The sequence below is a fragment of the Mesorhizobium sp. M0293 genome (assembly GCF_040321735.1).
GTDB lineage: Bacteria > Pseudomonadota > Alphaproteobacteria > Rhizobiales > Rhizobiaceae > Mesorhizobium.
Map to the genome: position 1 here is coordinate 1 of NZ_JAMYSA010000027.1, position 24,907 is coordinate 24,907.

Annotated in this window: 23 protein-coding genes; 7 read left to right on the forward strand and 16 right to left on the reverse strand. The window is 58.7% G+C overall.

All coding sequences use genetic code 11. The annotated features are described in order from the left end of the window. On the reverse strand, positions 1 to 241 hold a 241-nt coding region (locus tag NKJ06_RS12680), incomplete at its 3' end, for a hypothetical protein (protein WP_352809940.1). Between the two features lie 1,058 nt (positions 242 to 1,299). Here NKJ06_RS12680 and NKJ06_RS12685 point away from each other — a divergent pair. Then, positions 1,300 to 1,929, forward strand: a complete 630-nt coding sequence (locus NKJ06_RS12685; RefSeq protein ID WP_352630212.1) for a LuxR C-terminal-related transcriptional regulator — start codon at positions 1,300 to 1,302, stop codon at positions 1,927 to 1,929. Between the two features lie 145 nt (positions 1,930 to 2,074). Here the strand turns inward: NKJ06_RS12685 and NKJ06_RS12690 are convergent, their stop codons facing one another. Then, positions 2,075 to 3,163 (reverse strand): hypothetical protein, encoded by a 1,089-nt coding sequence (locus NKJ06_RS12690; protein WP_352630214.1) that lies wholly within the window; start codon positions 3,161 to 3,163, stop codon positions 2,075 to 2,077. Positions 3,164 to 3,706: 543 nt separating this feature from the next. On the opposite strand from NKJ06_RS12690, the gene NKJ06_RS12695 reads away from it, so the two are divergent. Further along, entirely contained in the window at positions 3,707 to 4,297 is a 591-nt protein-coding gene (locus NKJ06_RS12695; RefSeq protein WP_352630216.1) for a sugar transferase, read from the forward strand. A gap of 188 nt (positions 4,298 to 4,485) precedes the next feature. Here the strand turns inward: NKJ06_RS12695 and NKJ06_RS12700 are convergent, their stop codons facing one another. Next, positions 4,486 to 4,734, reverse strand: a complete 249-nt coding sequence (locus tag NKJ06_RS12700) for a hypothetical protein (protein ID WP_352630218.1) — start codon at positions 4,732 to 4,734, stop codon at positions 4,486 to 4,488. A gap of 924 nt (positions 4,735 to 5,658) precedes the next feature. On the opposite strand from NKJ06_RS12700, the gene NKJ06_RS12705 reads away from it, so the two are divergent. The 3 genes from NKJ06_RS12705 to NKJ06_RS12715 all read left to right on the forward strand — a co-directional run bounded on the left by NKJ06_RS12705 (position 5,659) and on the right by NKJ06_RS12715 (position 7,664). Continuing rightward, positions 5,659 to 6,810: a PqqD family peptide modification chaperone gene (locus NKJ06_RS12705; protein WP_352630220.1), complete on the forward strand. Its 1,152-nt coding sequence runs from the start codon at positions 5,659 to 5,661 to the stop codon at positions 6,808 to 6,810. Between the two features lie 83 nt (positions 6,811 to 6,893). Beyond that, complete coding sequence (locus tag NKJ06_RS12710; RefSeq protein ID WP_352630222.1) at positions 6,894 to 7,184, forward strand: hypothetical protein; 291 nt, start codon at positions 6,894 to 6,896, stop codon at positions 7,182 to 7,184. A gap of 9 nt (positions 7,185 to 7,193) precedes the next feature. Then, positions 7,194 to 7,664 carry an FkbM family methyltransferase gene (locus tag NKJ06_RS12715; protein WP_352630433.1) on the forward strand — a complete coding sequence of 157 codons (471 nt, stop codon included), beginning with the start codon at positions 7,194 to 7,196 and terminating at the stop codon, positions 7,662 to 7,664. 103 nt (positions 7,665 to 7,767) lie between these two features. On the opposite strand, the gene NKJ06_RS12720 is transcribed toward NKJ06_RS12715, so the two are convergent. Then, complete coding sequence (locus NKJ06_RS12720; protein WP_352630224.1) at positions 7,768 to 8,559, reverse strand: IS5 family transposase; 792 nt, start codon at positions 8,557 to 8,559, stop codon at positions 7,768 to 7,770. 444 nt (positions 8,560 to 9,003) lie between these two features. Here NKJ06_RS12720 and NKJ06_RS12725 point away from each other — a divergent pair, with 444 nt between their 5' ends. Beyond that, entirely contained in the window at positions 9,004 to 9,246 is a 243-nt protein-coding gene (locus tag NKJ06_RS12725) for a hypothetical protein (protein ID WP_352630450.1), read from the forward strand. 659 nt (positions 9,247 to 9,905) lie between these two features. After that, on the forward strand, positions 9,906 to 10,373 hold the full coding sequence (locus tag NKJ06_RS12730) for a YihY/virulence factor BrkB family protein (protein ID WP_352630226.1): 468 nt from the start codon (positions 9,906 to 9,908) through the stop codon (positions 10,371 to 10,373). A 468-nt stretch (positions 10,374 to 10,841) separates the two neighbouring features. Here NKJ06_RS12730 and NKJ06_RS12735 read toward each other — a convergent pair whose 3' ends face one another. The 12 genes from NKJ06_RS12735 to NKJ06_RS12790 all read right to left on the reverse strand — a co-directional run bounded on the left by NKJ06_RS12735 (position 10,842) and on the right by NKJ06_RS12790 (position 24,742). After that, positions 10,842 to 11,858 carry a nucleotidyltransferase family protein gene (locus NKJ06_RS12735; RefSeq protein WP_352630228.1) on the reverse strand — a complete coding sequence of 339 codons (1,017 nt, stop codon included), beginning with the start codon at positions 11,856 to 11,858 and terminating at the stop codon, positions 10,842 to 10,844. Positions 11,859 to 11,881: 23 nt separating this feature from the next. Then, entirely contained in the window at positions 11,882 to 13,198 is a 1,317-nt protein-coding gene (locus tag NKJ06_RS12740) for a polysaccharide biosynthesis/export family protein (RefSeq protein WP_352630230.1), read from the reverse strand. A gap of 268 nt (positions 13,199 to 13,466) precedes the next feature. Then, positions 13,467 to 13,928, reverse strand: coding sequence for a hypothetical protein (locus NKJ06_RS12745; RefSeq protein WP_352630232.1), 462 nt, complete (start codon positions 13,926 to 13,928; stop codon positions 13,467 to 13,469). Positions 13,929 to 14,014: 86 nt separating this feature from the next. Continuing rightward, entirely contained in the window at positions 14,015 to 14,944 is a 930-nt protein-coding gene (locus tag NKJ06_RS12750) for a ParB N-terminal domain-containing protein (RefSeq protein WP_352630235.1), read from the reverse strand. 21 nt (positions 14,945 to 14,965) lie between these two features. Continuing rightward, on the reverse strand, positions 14,966 to 16,693 hold the full coding sequence (locus tag NKJ06_RS12755) for a hypothetical protein (RefSeq protein WP_352630237.1): 1,728 nt from the start codon (positions 16,691 to 16,693) through the stop codon (positions 14,966 to 14,968). Next, positions 16,677 to 18,077: an O-antigen ligase family protein gene (locus tag NKJ06_RS12760; RefSeq protein ID WP_352630239.1), complete on the reverse strand. Its 1,401-nt coding sequence runs from the start codon at positions 18,075 to 18,077 to the stop codon at positions 16,677 to 16,679. Before NKJ06_RS12760 ends, NKJ06_RS12755 begins: the two co-directional genes overlap by 17 nt. Further along, on the reverse strand, positions 18,074 to 19,291 hold the full coding sequence (locus tag NKJ06_RS12765) for a glycosyltransferase (RefSeq protein ID WP_352630240.1): 1,218 nt from the start codon (positions 19,289 to 19,291) through the stop codon (positions 18,074 to 18,076). The genes NKJ06_RS12760 and NKJ06_RS12765 overlap by 4 nt, the downstream gene beginning before the upstream one ends. Positions 19,292 to 19,334: 43 nt before the next feature. Further along, positions 19,335 to 20,639, reverse strand: coding sequence for a lipopolysaccharide biosynthesis protein (locus tag NKJ06_RS12770; RefSeq protein ID WP_352630241.1), 1,305 nt, complete (start codon positions 20,637 to 20,639; stop codon positions 19,335 to 19,337). A 160-nt stretch (positions 20,640 to 20,799) separates the two neighbouring features. Next, on the reverse strand, positions 20,800 to 21,282 hold the full coding sequence (locus tag NKJ06_RS12775; RefSeq protein ID WP_352630244.1) for an FAD synthase family protein: 483 nt from the start codon (positions 21,280 to 21,282) through the stop codon (positions 20,800 to 20,802). Positions 21,283 to 21,382: 100 nt separating this feature from the next. Further along, positions 21,383 to 22,534 carry a CDP-glycerol glycerophosphotransferase family protein gene (locus NKJ06_RS12780; protein WP_352630245.1) on the reverse strand — a complete coding sequence of 384 codons (1,152 nt, stop codon included), beginning with the start codon at positions 22,532 to 22,534 and terminating at the stop codon, positions 21,383 to 21,385. 50 nt (positions 22,535 to 22,584) lie between these two features. Further along, entirely contained in the window at positions 22,585 to 23,559 is a 975-nt protein-coding gene (locus NKJ06_RS12785) for a sulfotransferase family protein (protein ID WP_352630247.1), read from the reverse strand. Between the two features lie 10 nt (positions 23,560 to 23,569). After that, complete coding sequence (locus NKJ06_RS12790) at positions 23,570 to 24,742, reverse strand: glycosyltransferase (RefSeq protein WP_352630249.1); 1,173 nt, start codon at positions 24,740 to 24,742, stop codon at positions 23,570 to 23,572. Positions 24,743 to 24,907: the final 165 nt, after the last annotated feature.

The window sequence follows — 24,907 nt, forward strand, 5'->3', positions numbered from 1 at the left end:
TGTCGGAAAGCAGGCGCCCGATCAGCGTCGACTTGCCGTCATCGACGGAACCGCAGGTCAGGAAGCGCAGCAGCGACTTCTTCTCTTGCGCCGCCAGATAGTCGCGAACGCTCCTCGCGGCGGAAAAGGACAGGTCAAGGATTGGCGTCCGGCGATCCTCATCCACGGCAGTCGGACGCGATGCAATCCGAAGGCGGGCCTGCGCTGCGCCGAGCGATCCGATCTGGTTCCTGATGGACATGGCCGTCTCCAACCCTATCACCGGCTGTCTTCTCACGATCTGCGCTTCTGCAAGAGTCAGGTAAGAAGACTGCTGGATCGTTATACGCCTGGGCCCGCGTCTGTGAAATGGTCCAATCAGGTCAGGTTCGCCTGACGCTGCAACAGGATCATCATGAATCAAGGACAAAGTCGTTGCCGCGAGCTCCGACTTGGAGCTCGTCCGCCGCTGGGCAAATGTGACCCGTAACGGGTCAGTACGTCTGGCACCGCAATTGCGTTGACTGATGTGTGGGCTGGGGCGAGGGCTCGTCGCCTCGCAAATGGGGTGGCGGGCCTTTAGTCAACGAGGAGTTCTGATGGAGCGGCCCGGCACCCGTTGTTGGGATGGGGCTAGGACGCCGGGCCTAACCGACGGGCAGTTTGTGAGAAACGGCGCCGGGGCTGGGGACTATATGCGCTCACGCCGAGCACGCGCAAAGCATACGAACGGAGTACGAGAGCCACAATTCGGGGGTCAACCGATAGCCGATAAGCCGGTGAGCTCGTTGGTGGTCGAGGCAGAACTGGTCAACCTGCGATCTCAGTTCGGGCGATCTTGAGTTCGCCTTAATAGTGTCGCGTGACGAGATACAATCACAGATTGCAATACTTTCAGGTATATTAGCTATCTGAGATATAATTGCCAAATTGTTAACCAGGATTAATGCGTCTTTTCCACAGCATCGTAGTATGCCCTCCAGGTTGGGTTACCTCCATAGGGTGGGGAAGCCATACGTCGGTGCGTTGGGACGGCGTATGCCCTACTCCTTGAATCCAATCTTCAGTCAACATCTAGTCAGCCTGACGGACGATGAGCGTATCAGTTCACGCCTTTGACATGCTTTGCGAGGGAGCCAAACCAAAGAGGAGAAAAGCAAGTCAGCGCGATGGAGAGGAGTAGGTAAAGCGATGGCACACCCCCAAATTTCCGATTTTTGGAATGACGCAACAAGACCGTTACACAATGGACATCTGCCGGACGCGAATGGTCTTGGCAGGTCCGATCTCGATGAAGGACGTCCAAGCGAAGGCTTGGTCATGATTGTCGACAAGCGGGCGCTTGAGCGTGAATGCCTTGCGCGCGGCCTTATCGAACACAATCCCACTTTGCGCGTTAGCGCGGTAGGATCGCTTGACGAAATCCAGCACATTGCCGGGGACGAGGAGCCATCCGCGATCCTCGTAATTCTTGGCGCCAGGAAGGTCACGGACCAGAGTGTTCGGGCGGAGCTTGCGCACGTCATTTCCGAGTATGGCACCGTGCCCGTAATCGTCGTGGTGGATTCCGACGAGCCGGGGGAAATTCTCGCGGCTCTCGAATGCGGCGCCCGAGGCTACATTCCCACAAGCGTGAAGGTGAAGGTCGCTGCCGAGGCCATTGGTCTCGCTCGTGCCGGAGGGATCTTTGTACCCGCCAGCTGCGTGCTGGCGCTTCGAGAGGTCATCCACTCGACCGCAAACGGTGCCCGTCCGCTCACCGGCATGTTCACCACACGCGAGGCTGCGGTTGTGGAGGCGCTCAGGACAGGCAAGGCGAACAAGATAATCGCCTACGAACTCAACCTCTGCGAGAGCACCGTCAAGGTCCACATCCGAAATATCATGAAAAAGCTCAAGGCTACGAACCGCACCGAGGTAGCGTACAAGCTTAGACAGATGTTGCTTTGAGGGCCGCCTCGATCGGTCTTTGCCTGGCCGGTTCTGGCCATGCAACTGCCGGATACGTTAAGGGCGGGCCCCACAGGTTCGTCGTTCTGAACTAAGGTTTCGAAGGTCGATGGTCCCGTCCGAGCGTTTTCGCGAAACGGGCTCGCTAGGCGTGTGTCCAGGCACGTTCCTGGCCAACCGTCGCGGACGCTGCCGTTACGAGAAATCCAACGCTGTCCTCTCCAAGCTCCGCGCCCCGATATGCGGCTTCGGCGGCCTTCAGCCCACCTGTCAGTCTGCGGACCATTGGAGCCGGTCCGAGTACGTCAAGTGGAAGGCCCAGCTGACCACTGGTGGGCCGTTTCGGTGGCCAGATCCTGAGGCCGAAATAGCTGGCGGCCGAGCGATCGACCCCGCCGCTGAATTGCACCAGCAGCGCCTGGTGAGAGTTCCGGGCAATACGGCCCAGGCAGTTGATGTCCATCGGTGGTTTGTCAGTTGGCCTCATCGCGACCACGATCACATCCCATGCATCGTCGGTCAGGAGCATGGGGTGCGAAAAAACACTTACTCTCGCCCCACCCTCGCGTAGCGTATGCTCAAGGGACGATGCACAGGGCGTGTCGCAGACGATGGCGAGCCTCGCGGCACGTTGAACGACACCAGCATCGCCGAGCAAGACGCAGCATAACCGCGCGAATTCCGGCAGCAGGTCTATGGCTGGGTGGCTGAGATTGGGGGCCGCAACTTTGATGCCGGCCTCATCACAGGCGTCGAAGTCCACAAAGCCCGGCCGAAGCTCCCATGGTTCAGCCATTAGCGAAACCACCGCATGGGAGGGTAAGAGTTCGATGAGCGATCTCGAAATCGGCCCGACCTCGAGACAGTTCGTGACGAGGTCGACGTCCTGCCATTTGCGGCTGTCGATGCGGTTCGTCACTTCAACGCGTTTGGAGACCTTGGCGTGTTTGGCAAATGCCAACGTCGCCTCTGCAGCTGCCGCCAGGCTCGGATGTCTGGACGATATGCGGGTGAGCGCAACGACACGGTCGGCATTGGCGAGCGCCGCCGCTGTGGCTGTCACCACTTGATATCCTGTCGTGGCGCCAACGACCACGGTGAGGCCGGAGAGATCGAGATCAAGCAAGGCTATTTGCTTGCGCACGATAGCAAGCATTTCGGCAAGGTCGATCTCGGGAACACGAGCAAACGACGTTCCGGCAAAATCATGTGGTAAAGGCATCAAGCTGGGCACTATGTTGCGCGCTCCACTATCAAATAGGCCTGCGATGTCGTTTAAGCGGACCAACCGCCCTGCCGGATCTTGTCTCGGCGCGATGCATGTGCATTTCCCACATTGTTTTGACGGATGCCTTTGCGGCCTCGCGCATTTAGCAAACGTGGTTCCTGTATCGCCACGAGCGTGACTGCCTGGATTGGTTGCCACTCTGATCTCTTGGTGGCTGAGCCAAGTCCAATGCAGGCTCTGGCAATACATCCGAACCTGCCTGAACTGCTACCGCAGCAAACGGATGCTAGGTGATACGCCGTTTGGTCAGAAGGCTTACAGACGCTACGCCAGCGACGCGCGGATCAGGCTAAGGGGTAAAGAGCGCCGAGTACGCCGCTACCTCCTTTGCTTCTCTTGCGAAGAATGACAAGCCGCTGTGAAGTTGGGCACACCAACAGCGTTTCTTGGTGAAATCCCGTGACAATCAGCGCATTTGACATAAAGCGCCGCAGAGCCGGCATCCACATCGGCCAAAACCTCCGTCCGCTTGGAGGCCGGCCCAAAAGAATGATGGACATGATTGTCGCATTGATAGCGCTTGTCCTTGCTGCTCCGGTCATGTTGGTGGTTGCCCTTTTGATATTGGTGACTGACGGGGGACCGGTGGTGTTCTCCCATACCCGGGTCGGGTTCAACGGCAAGCGCTTCGCCTGCTACAAATTCAGGACCATGATCGCGAACTCGGAGCGGATCCTGGCCGACTATCTCGCCAGCAATCCCGAAGCCGCCAAGGAGTGGAAGCAGAATTGGAAATTCAAGAAGGACCCGCGCATCACATTCCTGGGGCATATTCTCAGGAAATCGAGCCTGGATGAGCTGCCTCAACTCATCAACGTGCTGCGCGGCGAGATGAGTTGCGTCGGCCCTCGTCCGGTCATTCCCGACGAACTTCAACGTTACGGCTCCTGTGCGATCGATTATCTAAAAACCCGACCGGGGCTAACCGGCCTGTGGCAGGTGACCGGCAGAGACGCAATGGATTATCCCAGTCGTGTCTCTATCGACAGCCGCTATGTGCGGGAATGGTCCCTATGGGCCGATGTCGCTATTCTCGTCCGGACTGTCGTCGCGGTGATGAAATTCGACCAAGCGTCTTGAGTAAAGCGCGTCGCAGCGAAACGGATTCAGGCGACGCGCTTTAAGTCCTTGTTTTGATGCATGTCGTTCTCCAAAACCGCTGCGCACTTTTGGGCGACATGCATTGGCGAGAGAAAGGCAGCGAACCCTATCGGTGTGGCTGCGTCGAACACGTCCGGCGCCGGCGACAACACGGCAGCCGCGGTCCGTCATGGCTCATGGGTGAGGCCGCGACGCCACACGACGCCAAGGAGAACGCCGAGCAGGTAGGCGCACTGCAGCGTGACAACGAAAAGCAGGATCGAAAGCAGACGGTCCCAGTCAAGCAAGCTGCCGATGCCGCCTGCAACGGCGCTGATCAGGACAATCACCGCGGTCGTGACGATGAGTGCCGGTGCTCGAACACGAAATCCGAGCAAAATGCCGGTCCCGCCGACGGCGATTAAGCCCCAAAGCACGGCGTTCTCCTATGGTGTGGAAGACTCAGTGCCACGCCCAAGTCTCGCACATCTCAGAATCCGTACCAATACCCAATCCGGCAGCACTGCCTGACCTGCTCCTGATCAGGCGGCAGGAATCGCCGCGCCGCCGCCGCTTGCACAAAAGGCGTAGGACATCTTCTCCCAATGGACGCTTTTTCGCTCATTTCCTTGTCTATCCGCGCAGCCTACGCTGCATGAAATAGGTGCGCGGAACATTCACCCGCGGTGCGGCAGCGCGCCTTTAATCCCGCGTTGGTGCGCAGTTGCTGCGTAGCGCTTTCAGCGTGACGCCCATCTGAGCCCTGGTCAGCGTCGTTGCCTGTGCCGAAACTGCAAAACGCCTTCATCGGGCCGAAGCGGCCTTGGCGACTGCCGTTCTGGCGACATCCGGTTGCATCATCGTTCTGTCGCTGCTGTCGATGCTCTACGCACGATGTGCGCGGTTTTCACGCAGGTGTTGGGCTTCGCCATAATTCCAGCGGTCGCAGAGGGATCACAGGATCGGTTTTTGCGCTGGCTTCGGCGAACATCCGTGGGTTCCGTCGCCTTGAAAGAACCTAGCGGCTTGCGATTGAAAGCCAGACAACATGTTGCTGTGGCTACCCGATGAGCCAATCCTGTCCGCATTGTCGCTGCCGCCGTCCGGTTTCAGGGTGCTGACGGGGGCTGACGCGCGCGAACACTGGAACAAGGCGCATCTCCAGTGGGTCGCGGCACATCAGAACGTGGCCCGGTTTCTCCGACGAAGCGCTGCGAGAAGTCGCATCTGTCGGCGAGCTGATTGGACAAAATGGAAGTCCTGCCGAGAGGGCATTGCCGCATCACCCGTTGAACACACCTGCTTTGCAACAACAGCTTGGACCGTCATCGCGTTTCGGCAGGCGGGGAGGGGGCTATCCGATGAATCAGCACGAGCCGGTTAAAAGAACGGCGGCGCTCAGCCTCGCCGCTCACAGTCGTGCGACGTTTGTGACCCAGGGGCGGCTGGTACGCCTCAGAGGGCAAAATATTCTGTTCAGTCCATCTCGGCAGGCCATTTTCGCCGTCAACGATACTGCTGCCGAGATCTGGCGCTCCCTGGAAGGAGGCATGCCGCTGGACGCCATCTCGGGCGAGATGGCGCGCGCTGGCGTTGATAGGCCCGAGGCAAACAGGCACGTCGAGGCTGCGCTAAGGGATTGGCAACGGCTGAGCCTGATACGGCCCCAGGCGCCGTTGTCCGCATCAGCTCATGAGACTGTGAGTCAGGTGGTCGCCATTGCGGGCCTTAACATGCGCATCGTCTACTCCGCAGCCTGCGCTTTTCCCGCGATCGCCGCATTCCGGCATCTCGAGGTCCGAAGCGAGACTGCTGACGTTCTACTCCAGCCGGTCGAGCATGAAGGGCAGGTCCACTTGTTCCGGGATGGCGACTGGGTTCTCTCCTGCTCGCCCGACGAATTGGCCGTCATGCTGAAAGGGCAATTGCTGATCGAGGTTCTCGATCGCGGCGCCTACGAGCTTGCTCTGCACGCGGCTGCGCTTCTCAGAAATGAACGCATCGTGCTTCTTTGCGGCAACCCGGGCGCAGGCAAGACAACGCTGACCGTGGCGTTGATGCATGCTGGATTCGGTTTCGCTTCCGACGATGTCACGCTGCTGGACTCCCGGGCGCACGGCGTGGGTTTGCCGTTTGCCCCCGCTGTCAAGGCGGGAGCATGGCCGCTTCTGGCCGAACACTACCCCGACCTCGATGCTATTCCGGTCTGTCGCCGGCCGGACGGCCGGCGTGTTAGGTTTGCCGTGCCCAAGGAGTTCCTGCCGCGCCCGCCCGTGCCAATCGGCTGCGTGATCCAGCTCCGTCGAAGCCGCGACGCGAAGGCTTGCCTGGAGCCGATCGAGCCAGCCAGCGCATTGCGCGTCCTGCTCAATGGCGCGTCCGCACGCGGCCAAGAGCTGAATGCCACCGCCTTCGACACATTGACCCGAGTCATCGGATCTGCGGGCACCTATTGCCTGACCTATTCGAAGCTCGATGATGCGGTAGAGCTGATCACGAAAGCATGCCGATGATGCGCAGGGGGCAACGCACCGGATGCAAAGATTAACGTGACAACTTGATATACTCCCAACCATCCATAGCGGAGGAGCCATCTATGAAAATTGGCAATCGTTCCCTAGTAGCGATCGGATCGGCCCTGCTGCAGGCGCGACACTATACAGCCGCCGTTAACATGATAAGAACTTACGACCGCCCGGCAGAACTAGCCTTCCGCTACGTTTTAGCATCGGGGAAATATCCGGCTTCCATTGCACTGAAGACGCCCCTTGGACCGTTGACCCTGACTGCATACACACATCACGACATATTGACAGTTAACGAAATTTTTTGCCGGATAGACTATCCGGCAACTGGTAGAGATACCATCATCGTAGATTTCGGGTAAAATATCGGCATATCAGCGGCTTGGTTCTTGACCCGCTCGCCCGATTCTTTCGTCTACGTCTATGAGCCACTTGGTTTCAACATCGAAAGACTGCGCCAGAATTTGGCTCGGTTTGAAGGCCGTTACAAGCTGCACCCTATCGCAGTCGGGACAACAAACGGCACTGTGGAATTCGGCTGGGAGGAAACAGGCCGATACGGCGGGGTCGGCATGAAAACCGGAAATTACATCTCCGTGCCGTGCGTTGACTCCAATACGGTTCTTGGGGAGGCGATTGCAAAACATGGCGGCATCGACATCCTGAAGATTGATATCGAAACCATGGAACGGGAGCTCACCGAGCGTATTCCATTCGAGTTCGCTAAGCACATCCAGCGCATTTACGTGGAAAAAAGTTTCGATCCGAATCCGCTCGGAAGGACCCACGATTACAGGCAGTATGGAAGCGTAGCGCAGTTCACCCTCCGGGGCGGGAATTGATCCTGCCGGAACCTGCTTATGCTGCCGAGCATCTTCCCCTTTCGTCAGCAAAGAACCTAGGTTTACATTCGGCGCTCGGCTGTCTGAGAGTCCGCGCCGAAACTCACCGGTGTCGCGCGATTCGCCGCACAAGGATCATGACGGCCGCTGCATAGAGGAAGGCTGTTGCCGATTCGATGCTGGCCTCGGCGTCCTTCCATAGCCGCCTGTTGCGGCTGATCCAGGCAAAGAAGCGCTCCACAACCCAGCGTCTCGGTTGCACGGTGAAGCCGACCTGATCGGGTTTTCTTTCAACGATCTCGACAGCGATCGAGGTGGCCTCGGCCACACGCGGTCCCTGATATCCGGAATCGGCGAACACCTTTCGGATAAAGGGGAATGGTCGCCGCGAGAGGTCCAGGACCGGCGCCGTCGCGATCTGGATGCTGGTGGGATGCGGATAAAGGACAAGAGCCCGACCGTCGGTGTCGACCAGCGCATGGCGCTTGCGGCCTTTGATCTTCTTGCCGGCATCATAGCCGCGCGGCCCGCGACTCTCGCAGGTCTTTACGGTCTGGCTGTCAATGATGGAGGCCGTGGGTGAGGCCTCTCGGCCGCAACGTTCGCGATCCAGCATCAGGAGCTTGTGGTTGATCTTCTCGAAGAGGCAGGTGTCGCGGAACACGCAAAACCAGCGAAACACCGTGCTTTTCGGTGGAAAATCCGATGGCAGAAGACGCCATCCGATCCCGCCGCGCATGACGTAGAAGATCGCGTTCACGATCTCGCGCAATGGCCATTTGCGCGGTCGCCCCGTCGGGCGCACCGTGGGCATGAGTGGTGCGATGTCCATCATGTCGGTTTCGTAACGCAGGCTTTCGCGGTTATGCTGGCGGCGAGTAGCTGGCGTCCACATCAGGTCTCTCCAATCAGGCTTCGACAACCCGTTGGAATCACGACCGCGCCAGCTGCTCAACCCTTCGGCGAGATCACTATTGAAGGACATGTTTTTGTATGGATGTAGATCCACACGAATCCACTAACCCATTGAACTAGATTTATATAAATCATGGCAAAGACGGCTATCGCTCGCCTTGCTTGGCTTGGGCGGGATACGGAAAAACGTGATACAAATTTCCGAAGCGCCCACCACCATGATCGCTGATGATCGGCGGCCGAATCGTACCTCCCCCGCAAGCATCGCCCGTTTAAAAACCAAGGGCTCTGGGGCTCTGGCGGGCAGAGCCACCGCTCCAAAACTTTCGAGAAGGGCTCTAAGCCTTTTGGTGAACTAGTACGCCCGTACTGGGAAGAATAGGGTAAGTCTGCGAAATCTTGGAACGCTTGTGGGAGGTTTGACATGCCAACCGAAAAGACAAAATGCTCGCAACTGACGCAGGAAACTCTGGTTTCAGAGTCTCAGGCGCGCCGGGACTTTCTCAAGAAGGCGGGGCGTTTTGCTGCGGTGACACCGCCAGCCATAACGCTTCTGCTCGGCACAAGCTTGAGCTCAAAGGCGATCGCCAAATCGGGAGGATCACGCCCGGGCAACGGCTGGGGAGACAAGAACCATATTCACCTTGGCCCTCCCGGCCAAGTGTAAGCTCCTTGATCATCACGGTCGCTGAAAACAGCGTTTTGAGGACGTAGGGCTTTAGAGTCCCCAATAGGGGATCTGTAAACTCCACGCCTTTAGGCGGCTGGGATCGCAGCGCATTGTGTCCGACAGCCGAGCTTTCTAGGATGAAGATGTCGACCGAGCTATGAGATTCATGGCGTAGCACAGAGGTCCAATAAGTCCTTGCGCGATGCAGGGTTCGATATCGCCGGTATTTCGTGCACCGCTACTATGGACCGCGAACGCTCGATCGCGACCACCGCATCTCCGCGCCGACAGTGAAAATAAAACATCGGAGTCATGGAACTTTTATAGCCGACGGAAAATGCGCCTTTTCTCAACAGGATTTGGAGCATTGGACGGATCACGTTGGTGCCAAGCAATTGCATCCATGACCGCTGCAACATGCGGGCCATCGCGGGTGGGGACAGTCGGTCCCGCGTCCCGACCTGCGGCCGGCTATGCTGACGCTCCTGCGGCTATCCCGTTAACCGCCCGCGGCGGGGGCGAATTTCCTCCGTCCAGCGCGCGACAATCGTCCGCTATTGCGGACGCGCGCGGGACTTCGGTTTATAGGCCGGTTCTTTAAGGCGCCGGTCTTGCCGGCGCGCGATCGGAACATCGCGAGTTCTGGGGCATTGGTGATGGACGCCATTGTAAATGCCGACGGATTCAGGCGGATTCAAGAGATGCGACGCTCGATCACGAATGTCTGGGATCTGGTCAAAGAAAGCGTGGTCGGGTTCGTCAACGACAATGCTCTTAGTCACGGCGCGGCAATGGCTTTTTACGCCACCACATCCCTGGCACCAATTTTGCTGATCGTGGTCGCAATTGCAGGTCTCGTTTTTGGTCACGACGCTGCCCAATTGGCGTTACCCGCTCAGATTTCGGGGCTGATGGGGCCAGAGAGCGCAAATCTCCTTCAAGCCGCGCTGGAGAGCGCATCAAGCAGGATATCCGGAAGCTGGGCCGCGATGATCGGAATAGTCACCTTGTTGGTGACTGCGTCGGGCATCTTCGGCGAAATGCAGCAATCGCTGAACATGATATGGAAGGTTGAAGCTCAGGGAAGTTCGTTGTCGCGCCTGGTTCGCGCCCGCGTTATGTGACCCTACCGCATCATTCGAATAGCGCGGCAGCTTATCCACTGTCAAAAGTGTTTTTCAATGAAAGAAGCTAACGCGAATGGCGGGTGGTGGTATGAACGCTGGCCGAGCGGAACAGATGACCGCAAAATCCGTCTGAGGCCAAATCTGCCTACAGTGGGATTGCGAAGGCCGGCGCCAGCTGTAGGCGCAGTTGATGGCAGGAGGTAGTGCGGCCATGGAGGTCCTGGCTAATGTTGGCCCAAAGCGAGCTTGCCAGGCCGGACCTCGCTGAGACTTGGCGCTACCTCTTTTGCTCGCCTATTCGTGCAGCAAGCCTCAGGGTCACCAGAGGCGCATCGATCGAATTCAAGCGAGCTTCTCCAGCGTGATCGAAGGCTTCGAATGGTTTGCCGGTCGCGTGGAAGACTGCACCCAGGCCCGGCTGGCATGCGGCCAAGAACTTGTGGGCCATGATGAGCGGAGGGAATTTCAATAGGGCGGCGCACCCACCAATCGGCTGAATCTCATGATGTATCTCATTGCCCGAACGGGCCGCACCAGCACCGCACGGTCAATCGCGGCGTATTTCTTTTCCTCGAAAAGCATAGTCTGCCGGTGGTAGAGCAGGTGGTAGAACGCGCCTCGACGAGGAGCTGCATAGTCGTCGAACTGACAAAGCCGCGCCAAGTTTTCCAGATAGAGGCCCAAGGCGAGCTTCCTGGCGCGGGACTGGAACCGGGAGCGAACCAGTTCCCAATCGACCAGTTCCCGGCGGCATATCTCGCGCGCGTCGAGGAGATGTCTTAGATGCAGCGTTCCGAACAACAGTCCCCGATCTTGAATCATGTCGTGTCCGATCAGGAAGGAGAGCCGGTCGGCCGGAGCAAGGATTCTTGCATGCAAGGATCCAAGCGTGACATCTTCCGCATCGCGCGACATGTCTTCTACCGGCATCGCCTCCCATGTCCCAGGCGCGGCGCCATGGAGGTGCACCATCGCGATGAAACCGTCCTTGACGAGCTTTGCGATCGTGTGGCGGCTGGGTCCCTCCTCGCAGCGAAGATAGCCCACCTGTGTGAGGGCTTGCAGACCGCGTCCGGATTCATGAGGGCAAAGCAGGATGTCCAGATCGGCGATCATGCGAGCTGCCGAGAACGCATCGTCGGACTTCACCAAGCTGCAGGCACCCGTCAGAAGGATAGGTGATATTCCGGCGGCGTTCAGAGTTTTGAGCAGGTCTTCCAGCTGCTCCGTCAGGTGCTTGTTTCGAGCCTCATTTAATTGATGAATTTCCTGCCAATAGCTCAGGAAATCCATTTGCTGCTGCGTATCCGGCCTATGTCCGACCATTGCAACAAAGAGCTGCGGCGTGACCAGATGCCTGTTCGTGAGATCGGTAATGCCGGCGAGATCAGTTGGAAAAGAGCTCGTGCCCTCCAGACATCCGGCGAGTGTCTCCAAATGACAGATGGCAACTGGTTTCCGCACCTTGCTCAAGAGGGTCATTGTCTCGGTCCAGATATGGCTGGCTAGTCAGTCGGTTGAGTTGTGAGAGCGGCAGAGGAGCCGGATGCGTCGAAATTGTTGTCGAGCAGAATAGCCACATCGAGGATATCGCCGGCTTCGACCGGTGAATCTTCGTCTGCCATCAGGCGAATGCTTTTGTTATCCGATGGACGATGAATGGTAATCCGCACGACGTTGCGCAGGTCATCAAGGCTGTTTTGTTCGCCATAGGTGGAAACAAAGGTGAGCTGTTGGGCAAGGAAGTTTGCCTTGTTCTGTGCCTTGGCCATGGCCATCTGTGCTTCCTGGATTTGCGATATGATCGCGACCTTCCGCGCAGCTGTCAGTTTTTCTACCTCGCTCTCCAGTCCCAAAAGATCCTGTTGCTTTTTGCTCGCCTGCACCTCGAGCTGAGCCAATTCGGCCAGGTAGTTGTTGTAACCACGCTCGGCCGCGAGCAAATCGGAGTTCCTAATGAGCGCCTTGGATTTGAGTTGCCTGGCGGTCTCAACTTCCTTGAGCTGGTCGGCAGTTACCATTTCCTTCTTGCTTCGAGCCCGCGAGATGGATTCCACCTCGCGGGCTGCTTCGGCGATCACCGCCCGCAATTCCCGGACCTGCCGATCGAAATCGGCTCGGCGAACCTGAAGTTGCGCTTCCTCCGAGGAAATGATGTCCGCCACCACTTCAGGCGCCAGTTCGACAGGGATTTTGGCCGGTGGCGAAAACGAACTGCTATCCCGAAGCTCCGCTCTCAGGCGCTCCAACTGGACCTCGTACCTGAATATGTCGATGATCCGCTCGACCTGGTCGCTTCTTATATCCGCGATTGTAAGCGAGGGCGCCTTATCACCGATCCGAACTGCCTTGAAGCCGCCGGCAATCACCAGCGCGTGTCGGACCGACATTCCCGGTTTGTAAGGGTAGGCTCCGGGCTGGGCGACCGCCCCGCTGATGAAGAACGGCCGATACTCCGCAATGTCTACCTGAACGAACGGATCAAGGAGCAGTTCGCGTTCCCGGAATGCTTCCTCAATGCTTTTCACGAGGTTGCGAACCGACTGACCTTCCGCCTTGACTTCTCCCAATAGCGGCAAGGTTATGATGCCGCCCGGGTCCACAGTCACCTGCAGCGGATACACCGGTTCGCCATATACTGAGACGCGAAGCACGTCCCCGGTATCCAGGCGGTAGTCGTCAGCGGCCGCCTCGTCGGGATGCAACGTGCCAACAAACAGCAAGCCAAGGAACAGGAGGCCCAAGGTTCGCCAACGCGCAATTCCTGCGCGACGGAAGGTAGCGGCGTGATGCACATTGGGGTGCCACATGGTCAGATGCATTGGAATGCCTTTCGACTGTCGAAGAACGATCCGATACGCGTGGCGCTCGGATCCAGTCGGCCGGCTCGCGGCGGGCCACCGACTCTTTTGTGTTCAACCGGAACCAACTCTGCTTGACGTCGTCGCCCCGTTTTGCTTCGATTCCGCCTTGCGAGAGGATAGCGCCTTCTGCGCCGTCATGGTGGTCTGGTACCGTACATCGCTCTTCGGAACGCCTGCGCCACCGCACGGTCTGTGGTTAGGTCGCGGCAGAGTCGGACGACTGCAGTTAGAGAGCCGAACCAACTCTACTACCAGCTCTTGACTCTCTCCCGGCCGCGGCGGCCAGTTTGAGCGCTCGCTGCCTTCCTGGTTGAGGTCGAGGGAGGAGCGAGGAAGGGGCGCCCATCATGTCCACTCTCGCGCTTGCCGCGCGTCGGCGTTCTTCGGCCAGAAGCAGGTCCTGAATAGTGGATTCAGCCGAGGCGAGATCATTTTGCAAATGCGACGCTTTACCCGTCGTCGCCGCCAAGCAGAACGTTCCCAACACCATGTTGGCGCTCAACAGGAACAGAACCGTCATGACGAGCTCCAGTGCCGAACTTAGGAATAGCAGTGCGATGGCGCCGTTCGCCAGGAGACCGAACAAGGCGTAAGATTGGCGCCGGGCCAAGATAAGAGGCGGCGCCAACGACAGGCTGATCAGAGCCACGTCGCTGTATGATTGGGGCCAAGCGAACTGCAGTTCCATGGTCCTCGACCTCTTGTTTGACGACTGCGCCGCGCGGGCATTCCAGCCGGCCGCTCTTCAGGATATCGTTTGCGAGACGACCGAGTTCAGTGAAGCGCGGCGGTTGGGAAAGGGGTCCCGTTTACGTGCTGCGCCGTTTTCCTTTGGAGCCAGCCGTTGCAGACGCGGGCCGGCACGCCCTCGAACAACCGATCGAAAACGGCGCGCGCACCCGAAACCGTGTAGATTCCGGAAACAACCTGAGGCCAGTAACTGCAATCCTCATAGCGCACGATGTCCACGACCATTGCCGGGACGGCTGCGATGGAGAAAGCCGCACAAGCTGCAAACCGATGATGCCCCGCAAGGACGATCCACCTGTAGTTGTCGCCCCTGCGCAGTCCGATCACCTTCAAGGGATTCCTTCTGTTGAACAAATCAAAGCCGTTCGTGGCAATCGAGGCTATTAAGCGCTGAATGCGTTCCACCTCGAGGTTCAGCTTCTTCGCACCTACTGGGCCGAACGCAGTCAGCCCTTCGGAGAAAGATAACATCTTGCCGTATTGAAGGGCATCAAGCCCCATTGCGGTTTGTCTGCCGCGCAACGTTTCCTCGACCGACTTGTCCGCCCAAGGATACACCCATCCCGCGGCGGGAACGCCTTGCAATCCAGGTGCATCGCCCAGAGTGACATCCACCGCCTCGCGGGCGGTGGCCGGCTGGACGGATCCATAGAACTCTTCCAGGATGCTGCGAACCTTGGACGTCGCTTCCAAGCCTGTTTTCGCTGCCAGCGCGGTACGCACAAAGGGGTGGCATGCGGGACGGAATGGTAGCCCCAGGCAGTTCAGCCCCCTGGTATCCTGCAGCCGTATCTCGATTACAGCCGAGCCTCTGACGCGGGGCATGTATTGAAATGTGACCGGATCGATACCGGACCTCACGGTCGAAGACACCTCGGCCGCGCGAGGCACGCGGCGCACTTCGTAGCCAAGCGAGTTGATGATGTCCTTCGAGATGAACCGTAGCAGTTTCATGCTTCGCCTCTGGAATTTCGGTTATGCGCCGATCTGGACCCAACCAGACCGATGTTCGGCACCTGTCCAATATTCGGTGCACTGCAGCAGAACGCGTTCGTTGCCGTCGCGTGTAAGAATCTGGTCGGCTCTGCCGAGCAAGCGGCAGTTGGCATCGTGGGCGAGGGTGACCGCGGCGTTTCGGGCAGAGACGGTTATCTGCCGCCCGAGATCCGATTGCGCGGGTGCTGCAAGCATCAGCCGGTGCGGCTCACGAGCATCGATGCGGAAATCGGTGTAAACCACGGGAAAGCCATTCTCCCGGGTATCCGCGCAATCAACGAATAGTGTCTGAGCGTCGGAGGATGTCGTAGAAATCGCAATCGTGCCGTAAGAGGCTTCAAAGCTCGGAAGAGGAAGGTTTCTGTCCGCGTCCACCAACTGCTGATAGGGGCTGCCGCCAGCGCAACGCTGGTATTTCAGAAGCGTGCCCTTATGGCGCCGGTAGCGGACAATCCCGCCTGGCGCGTGGCATATCAGCGAGTCGCGAGTTTGCCCCACGACAGCCGATTGATCGTCGTATGCAAATGCCGCCTTCCGGTGCTCAGGGTAGGGTTGATGGACGACAAACGTTCTGGCGTCTTCGGCCCGTCTGGCGCCAAGCTTTATCAAGGCTTGCATATGCGGGTTGTCCTGGCAGCGCTCATGCGCCGTGACGACTCCGCCGGCGGTCGCCGCGTCCGTATAGACCATCGCCTGCCTGGCGAAATTGCTCTTGGACCCGGCGCCATGACGCAGCACCCCCTCGATCCAGGCTCCTTCGCGTAGGATGATGGGCACATCCAGCGAATTCTCTGCATACAACGTGTTGGCGGTAAGCGTCGCCTCCTGGACGTCGAAGGCAACAGCGGTCTGGGCGGTCCCGTTGCAGCGCATGAACACGGTACCCGCATTGACCGCAGTACCATTAACGAAACTCCGCGCGCCGTCACGCAGGGCAAGCTGGAGAACGTTGATGAAGCTGTCGTCGAAAGTATTCTGTCCTGCGAGCAGCGGGATGGGGCAGCTGTGGATCCATACTCTCGCGAAGGCGGTGCCGGTGAACGGGTCAGGATAAAATTCGTTCGTCGGGGCATCGAAGCGGGGTGTGCCGAACATGCCATAGGTGCCGAACGATAGGGTCAGATTGCAGTCCCAAACCGATCCACCGCCGCCTGCCTTTGCACCCGAGATGAGCAGGTGGTTGGATGACGCAAGCAGCGCAAGTCCATCGAAGGAGGACTCGCCCCTGAGTTCGAGTTGCCCACTATAGTGCGAATAGCGAGTTCCGGTCAGGTCGAACAGCACACGGACAGCGGTGCCAATCGCTGGAAGATTGCCCTGGCGATTGCGGCCGAGTAGCGGCTTGCCGTCCCATCCTAGGCATTCCGTGAAAGCCGCGTATGCCGCGCCTTTGATAACCCGAATAGTCGTGCCGTCGAAATGAGCCCGTGCATGTTCCCGCCCTGGAGAAACCGACCGTCCGACATAATAGGTGCCTTGGCCGAAGCGAACGGTTTTGCCTAAGGCAAAGGCTGCCGCGATTGCATCCGCGCTGTCGAACGATCGATCGTCCGGGCGCGCTCCAAACATCTCAGGTGTTATGGACATCTCCTGGTCCGCGCCACCGGATGCAGCGGGCGAAGCAACCGAAAGCGCGCCGATCCCGGCGCTCGTCATAGCCAGGAAGGCACGCCGGCTTGCAAGCAATGTCCTACCCGTGCGCATCATGTTCCAAGCGCCCGATTGCCGGGGACGTGGACGGCATCAGCTGACCAGCTCTTAGGGATGCCCGAAACGACACGGGTACACGATTGGCGTGGCCGCGCATGCCCGCTATTTCACGCATCGCCAGATCATTTCGCAGGATGCAGCCGAAGAATGTTGCCAGCGCTACCCACTCGCCAAGGAACAGATGTCCCGCATCGCCGGAGAGCCAAACCCGGAACAGGGGCAGGATGGGCAACATGGCCACCCATTCGAAGGGCAGCGGGAGCACCCAGCGCTGCGGGTTGCACGTGACCTTGAAGATGAAAGCCACCCAGATACCCGCCACGGCCAGGTAAAAGCTCGCCACGAGGAAGAAAGCAACTAAACCAGCCTGCACCCAGGCACTGAGAAACAGGTTGTGAATGAGACGCCCGTCATGTTCGGTGTAACCGTTTCCCAGCAGCAGGTTGTGTTCGATCATCTGAAGCGCCCAACCGTATTGGGCGACGCGGTTTTCCGTTGATGCGTCTTCGAATGCGAACCGGTCGGATATCATGCCGACCACCGGATTGTCCGTCAGGAAGATCAACACAGTTCCAAGCACAAGAATAATGGCAAGAGCCATCTTCATGACGAGGGCAGCCGTGCTCTCGTCGTAACGAGTGGCGCTTCGCAACAGGCTCGCCAGCAGCATCGACACGCCAGCAACGATGAGCACCGATCGCGTATTCAGCATGAGGATCAGGAACAAGGCGAGTAATGTCAGGCCGACTCCTCTCCAGTCGGTGCCGCGCCGGCCATAGCCAATCCGAAAGATCAGGCTCATCACGAAAATGCTCACTGCCACCCCGTTCTTTAAGGCGGCCGCCACAGCCAGTTCTTCGCCGTCGCTATATGCGTTGAAGACGGCGCGGAAGAAACCATAGACAATGAAATCGAAATCGCCCGTCGTGAGAAAATGTTGCAAAGCGACAAACCAGCTCAAGCCCACATCCCTCGCGATGATTTCGATCACTAGAATGAAGAGAGAAATGCCGATACCGGCGCCGGTGCGAAGGGTGCGGCCAGGATCACGCGCCTGGACGATAAATGCCGACAGACATAGAGCGCCCGTTAGGTAGAAGATTTGGCGTGGAGCCATGTTCTGGCCAGGTGAACCGTACAGCGCCAGCGTCAGCAGGAGCAGATAAACGCCATAGGGAACCAGCCAAGACGCATTCCTGCGCAGCACCGCCACGAAGCCACGACGCATTCCGGCACTGGCCAAGGTTAACATGATCAGCAAGATGATGCCGAGGTAGGCAACCTGGACTGAAAATCCTGCGGTTTTCAATATTGGCGCCCACTGAACCGACATCAGCGCGATCAGCAGCCCCGCCGGATGAAAGGCTTTCAGAACGCTCACCTGAAACTCTTTCTGTCGGCGCTTATGCGGTCATAGATGGCCAAAAGCTCATCGGTGTAGTCATTATAGCCGGGTATTTTCGCTCCGGCCGCGTAAGCGACATGACTGAGCATTCTCGCCGTTGCGTCATGCCGAAGCTGGCCCATGAAGGCGGCCCATTGCTCCACATTGCCCGCCTCCACATGAAATCCGCTCTCACCGTGGCGTACGAGTTCCGCCGCGACGCTGCTGCGCGAGACAAGGACGGGAAGACCAAGCCGCAACGCCTCGGCGACGACCAGTCCGTAGGTTTCGTACCAGCGGCTTGGAAAGACAACGCAGCGTGCCTTGCGCATCCACGAGACCAACTGGTCTGAGTTCAGCCAGCCCAACATAACCGCATCCGGATTGGCGCGCGTAACCGCGTCCCGTGCTTCGCCGTCGCCCGCGAAAGCAATCTTCACGCCGGCGATGCGTGCGGCGGCGGCGGCAATGTCTGCGCCCTTTTCTGGCGAGAGACGACCAATGAAGAGGAAAGTCTCATTATCTTCCGCAGTCACCCGCTCGTCGCTCCGGATTTCGACCGGGTTGGGAAGATAGTGCCATCGTGCATCAGCCGGGAAATATGGGCGCATCAGGGAAAGCTGCCTGGCGGTGAGATAGATGACGTCCCTCAATCCTCTCGGCATGAGGCCGAGCGTCTGCACTACTACTTGCCGCGCAACGCGCCAGGCCTTATGGCCCGCGTGGCGCGGATCGCACTGCGTCGTCAGGCATTTGGCGCCGAGCGCCCGTTTTTGGCAGATCGTGCCGGTTTGATAGTTGTAGAAGCCGCCGTTAGGGCAAGCCAGGAAGTATTCATGGAGCGTGAAGACGTGCGGCGTCTTGGCTTTGACCACCACCGGACCGATGCTCGGCGACAGGGCCTTTGACCAACCATGCACGTGGACGATCGTGGTGACAGGATCACGTGCATCTATCGCCCTTGCCAATGCGCGCGCCGCAGCCGGATTCCACAGCCCGCAGGTAGCGGCATGGAGACGGTCAGGATCTGAGAGAATATCGTGTGAGCCGGTGATCGTGCATTCGATACCCGCTTCATCAAGCCGAGGGTCGGCCGGACCTTGGCCCGCGACAAAGGATACGTCGAGCCCCTGGCGCTTGAGGTTCAGCGCGGATTCCAGCGCGATCTTGGCCTGCCCGCCGTTAACAAAGGCGTGGTCGTTTGCGATCACCACGCTTTTCACAGTCGAGTGTGTCATGGCTGTCGACTTTCGCTCAAGCCGCTCTCGGCGCGGCGGGGCTGGCGACCTTGGATGTGCTGTTCCGTGGCCAAATCGCGACGGCGACGGTCAGGACGCACATCCGGAAGACAGCCGTGGCCAGTATTGCACTGCCGGCTCCAAGCAATCCCCAAAGGGGAACGAGGATCGCGAGCAGGACAATGCATAGCGCAAGCGAGGCGGCCTGATACCTGAAGTAGGCCTTGAACCGGCGGTCCGAATGCATCAGGCTCTGCGGCAGCATCGCGAAGACCTTCACGCTGATCGCAAGGGCAATCAGCATCAGGAGATCGTTTGCCCGTGTGAATTCCACCCCGAAGAGAATCGCAAGGATCTGCTCGCCCGCGAAGTAGGTCACGGCAATGCTGCCTGCCGATACCAGGACCGCCGCGCCGAAAAGGGCAAGCAACGTGGTTCTGATCGCCTTGGTTTCACCGTCCCGCTTGAGCCTGGCGAAGTAGTTCACCAGCGGCTGCGAGGCAGCGTTGACGACGAGAGTTCCGGCTTGCTGGAAGTACGTCACCACAGTGAGCAGCCCCAAGGCTTCCAGCCCAAGCCACCGCTCCACAGCCATCCGTGGCATGCTGACCAGCAGGGAGTTCATGAAATGGCCAACACCGATTGGACCAATTTCCCGTGCGAGCCGGAGTAGCCGCTCCCATTGCCAGGAGGGCCAGCACCACAGGCCGGTGGCTATCCGGCATGCGCGAGGATAGTCGTAGGCCAACGATAACGCCGCCCATACCGTCAACTGGGCAAGGAATGCCACGCCGGTCTCCCCACCCAGCGAGAGCAGAGCGACAAAAGCACTGACCGTGAGCAGGCCCCGGATGGCGAGAGAACGCGCGACCTTGTCCATTCGGCCGGCCTGCTGGAACGCACCGTATGAAAGGTTGCTTATGGCCTCGAATGCTTTGGTGATCGAGAAGATCAGCACAATCAGGAAGGTAATATGAGACGCCGAAAGTGCGTAGCCTATACCGATCGATGTCAATGCCGCGATGGCCGCGGTGAGTAGCACTAGGCCAGCATATTCCGAAAAGGAAAAGAAGCCATGGACATCGGTTGCCTGGCCGGTTCGGATGCCCATGTTCGCCAGCATGAACACCGGTGTAGTGATAGCCATGGCAAGCCCGAATTCACCAACCGCTTCCGGTCCCTTGAAGCGGGCGAGGGCCGAAAGAACGCACATCTGCGTCAGGACATACCAGAGCTGGCCTGCGACCGAATAAGACAGGTTGTAGGCAAGGCCCAGCTCGTCCCTGTTCCGTCCGATGGCGATATGTTTTTCTTTATGCATGTGGATGCCCGAAGGCTGTTTCCGTCTCTCTCATTAAGGAGCGACGCGACGCTGGCTAGCAGGAACTGGGTTCCGGGACCGGCAACCTGTATGGCCGCTTTTTTCGGTGGCATAACGTTTTCCACCAAAGCTGCTCCGCGAGGCAGGATGGCTTCCTAGATCAGATGGCAAAGTCCGCGGCAGAAGCACCGTTCAACGGCACTTCAGGCAGCGCGCCGTTGACGCTACGCGAACCGTTAAGTTGCTCGACGATGGACGTCGTACTTGTGCCTCGCCAGTAGGGCAAGAAGACCAGTTCGACGCCGTAGAGTTCCAGGTCCTGTTCCGTCATCCTGATCTGATTGAGGTACGATTCTCGAGGCCAATCGTCACCGTGGACCATGACCGATGGCCTGAACCTTTCGACCATTGGCTTCAGGTCGAACTCGCCATAGATGACGGCATCCGTCACCCAGCGCATCGATCTGACGATGGCCAGCCTGTCCGCCTCACCAAACACCGGCCGCCGTTTGTACCTCTCGACCATCTCGTCGCTGTTCACGCCTACTACGAGCCGGTCCCCGAATTTGGCCGCCCGGTTGAGCAGTTCGACATGTCCACGATGAAACAGATCGAACACGCCCGAAACGAACACGGTTCTCACTTCGCCCTCCTGCCGTTCTGTTCATTGCAACCGGGGCCGTTCCATGCAGCCTGGCGGTCGCCGTTCAGTTGGATGCGCCACATGGCGGCGCAGCTGTGTTTCAGTGATGTGCCGGCTGTTGCGGCAATACGGCGTCAAGAAGCCGTGTCGTTGCCCGATCGTCCCGGTGCTTGTGAAAGCAGGCCACCACCGAGGACCGGGGCAACGCGTAGCGATCCGCTTCGAAAGTCTCGGCGATGGCGGATTTCAGCTGCTGGTAGTCGGACACGACAGGTCCTGCGAAGAAATCCTCCACCGGTTCGAGGGCGAAGCCGCGCGACCGCCGATACTCTTCAAGATCGGGAAAGGCGAGGATCACCGGCTTGTCGAGAATGAGGTAATCGACATAGACGGACGAGGCGTCCGTGATCAGAAGATCTGCCGCCCCCAACATCTCATAGAGACTGACGCCTCGCTCGCGCAAATCCGGCTCTCGCCAGATTCTTAGGCGATCCGATCGGATTTGGTCCGGAAAGTCGGGCGCCATGGGGTGCACCTTGAGGATGCAAATGCAGTTCTGCTCCTCTAGGAAGGCACAGAATTCAGCAGTATCCATGTCGCTCATCCCGAAGATGCTCGAATGCGCCACGCCATCAGTCCTTACGATCCCCCTGACGGCTTGACGGAAGGTGGGAAGCCACATGATCAGGCGGGGCTTGGTGTCCTTGCCGCCAATTCCGAGCTGTGTCTTGATCGCATTCGCCCGGCGTGCTGCTCTAACCATCACGTCATTCCGGGGAATGCCAGTCGTCAGGATTTCGGCAGCCGGCACTCCGAAACACTTGGCGACCAGTTCCCTGAACATGTCAGAGGTAGCGATCCCGAAGGTCGAGGGCGGGGGCGTTCTGCCAATGAGGTAGCCGATGCGCTTGATCGGCATGCCGTGCCAGACGTTGATGCAAATTTGTGAGCGCGGGGGTTTTGGGCTCAGATAAAGGCCATGCGTGAAGAAGATATACCGAGCCGTCAGATAGTGGAAGAAGCCTCTCACGCTCTTCCTGCTGCACCAATCGATGTTCGGCTCCTGCCTGCGGATTGATGGCGGCACTTCGCCTTCCGTGAGGACCACCACCGAGACGCTCTGCCGGAGAGCGAGCTGACGCGCAATCTCGATGGTGCTGTCTTCCAGGTCGGGAAACCCGGTAATGACTGCCTTTGCTTGCTTCGGAAGGTGCCGGTTGAGAAGCGAAATTGCGCTGCGGGCCAGTACCACGGCCAACTGTCCTATGCTTTGTCTGCTGAGTTGGCTCACCGATAGGACCGTCATTGGAATGTACCTAGGTCGGCCTGGGTCGCGGAAACAGCGCGGGCAGTGAAGTCATGGCCAACATTCAATCTCGCCGCGATCGCATGTCGCCACGCACTCGCGTTGAGCCCGAACTCGCGCTCGAGTTCGTGGATCATGTCCACGTATCGCCGCGACAGTATCTGCTCGGTTTCGGAGTCCCACATCTGCGAATTTCGCACTGGCCTGGTGTTCATGGCACGATAGAACCGTCGCAGAGTCTCGTAGCCGGCGCCCCTCGGAATAAGCGATCGCACCCGGATATTGACCTGCTGGACCCAGCGGCTTCTTACGACGTAAGAGCCGTTTTCGGTCGGAAAGCCGTATTCTCGGTAAAATTCCGTCGATATGCCTAACACCTGCGCGAGTGATTCCATGAATGCGCGCTTATCGCGAACCATGTTCTCAAACAGGTAGACATGCATCCGCTCGCGACCGCAGCCGGCGCGCCAACGTCGCAGATGCTCCAGATAACTTGCATTCGTTAGCGCCTGCCTTGCAAGCTCATTGCCCTTGAAAGTGCATGTACCAAGATCAGCGGCTGCCACGAAGTCCCGGAATGACATGGCACCCGGAATCCAGTCCCAGTTCTCCCGGAAATATCCATAAAGCGACTTCAGTTGCGCCACCGGCTCGCGCAGAATGAAGATGAATTGCGGCTGGGAGGGCAAGCGCGGCAGCTCGCGAAGGGCAGTCTGCGAGTACATGTAGCTAGGTGTGGACTCGACGATCACGCGCGCGGATGGGTCGCAATGTTCGAAGAGCATTTCGTAGCCAGCAAGACCGCTTTCCGCCCAGTTTCGCTGCTTGAGGTACATGTGCGTGCCCGGATCGACGAAATAGTAGGTCTCCTTCTCCGTCGAACCCGCGACCTCGGGGTGATCAGTCAGCCAGCGGAACAGGGAACTCGTGCCCGCCTTTGGAGCGCCGACAATGATACAGTTGGGAAGCATGGGACGGTTCCTACGCCCGTTCCCTCGGAAACGTGCCCCGGCGACGGAGGGCAGACCGTCGGGCGGGAATGGCCGCGGCCGCAACGGGCTGGCGGCTGGTGGCAAGTACCCACCGATACAGCGTTTCGATAAGATGATTCATCCGATCGGAGGTGAATTCGGCACGGAATCGCGCTCGCGCGACTTTGCCGAACTTCTTCAATTCGGCTCGGTCTAGACCGGCTAGGACGCGACCCAGCTCGCCTGGCCGGTTGATATCGACGATCAGGCCATCGAGCCCGTGGCGCACGACTTCCGGCAATGCACCGCGGTTGCTGGCGATGACAGGAATGCCGCTGCGCATCGCTTCGATGGCTGTAAGGCCGAAGGCCTCCCAGCGGGACGGCATCACGAGCGCGTCCATGCGCGGCAGCATCTCAAAAATGTCGGCGCGGGAGAGCCAACCATAGAACTTGACGTTCTTCGGTATTTGAGGGACGGGCAGGGAACCCCCGAGAACCGGTTTGCCCACGACGTGCAACCGTATGTTTTCGCAGCCCGCGTGCCCGATTTCCCTGAGCAGGATATCCAGTCCTTTCTGCCTGTCGTGGCGGCCGATAAAGATTAGGTCGAGACAGCCCTCATCCCGGGGCCAGACCTTGGGCTTTGCCCCGTAACCCGGGGCAATTCCATTCTTTATCGTTCGCATCTTGGATGCCGGTATGTGATACCGTTGGCCGAGCGTATGCTCGGCGTCGGAATTGACGATGATTACGTCAGTCAATGCGGCCAGAATTCGTTCGCACAGACAATAGAACTGCTTCTTGACGGCGCCGACCTCCATTCCGAAGGCCCAGCCGTGGGGACAATAAACGATTCGTGGTCTGGCTGGCCGCAACGCGAGCATCGGTCTGACCACCGCTCCAGCGAAACTGGAATGGAGATGCACGATCGCCGGATCGAGGGTTTTGATTGCCTTCAGCGCGACTGCGCCGAAAACCAGGAGACCCAGAGGTGTGCGTCCAAGGCTCGGAAAGGTGATCGTCTGCTTCGGGCTGACAAATGGCAGATACTCGGCACTGCCTTCTGGCACTACGAAGAAGATGTCCTCTGTGCCCTCCGATTTTAGCTGGCAAGCTGCAATCTCGTCGAGATAGGTGCCCACGCCTCCCGCAATTGACTGAGCAATGTGGATCACGCGCATTTCGCACCATCCTTTTTGGTGGCTAAACGGCATTGAAGATCGATGAGTTGATTCGGAGCAGTTGGGGCCCGGTTGCGTTGTTAGTATTCAGATGCCTTCGGCAATAACCGAACCAACAAGCGAAATATCTCAAGCTGCCGCAGTTGCGGTGAAATTTAAATCTGC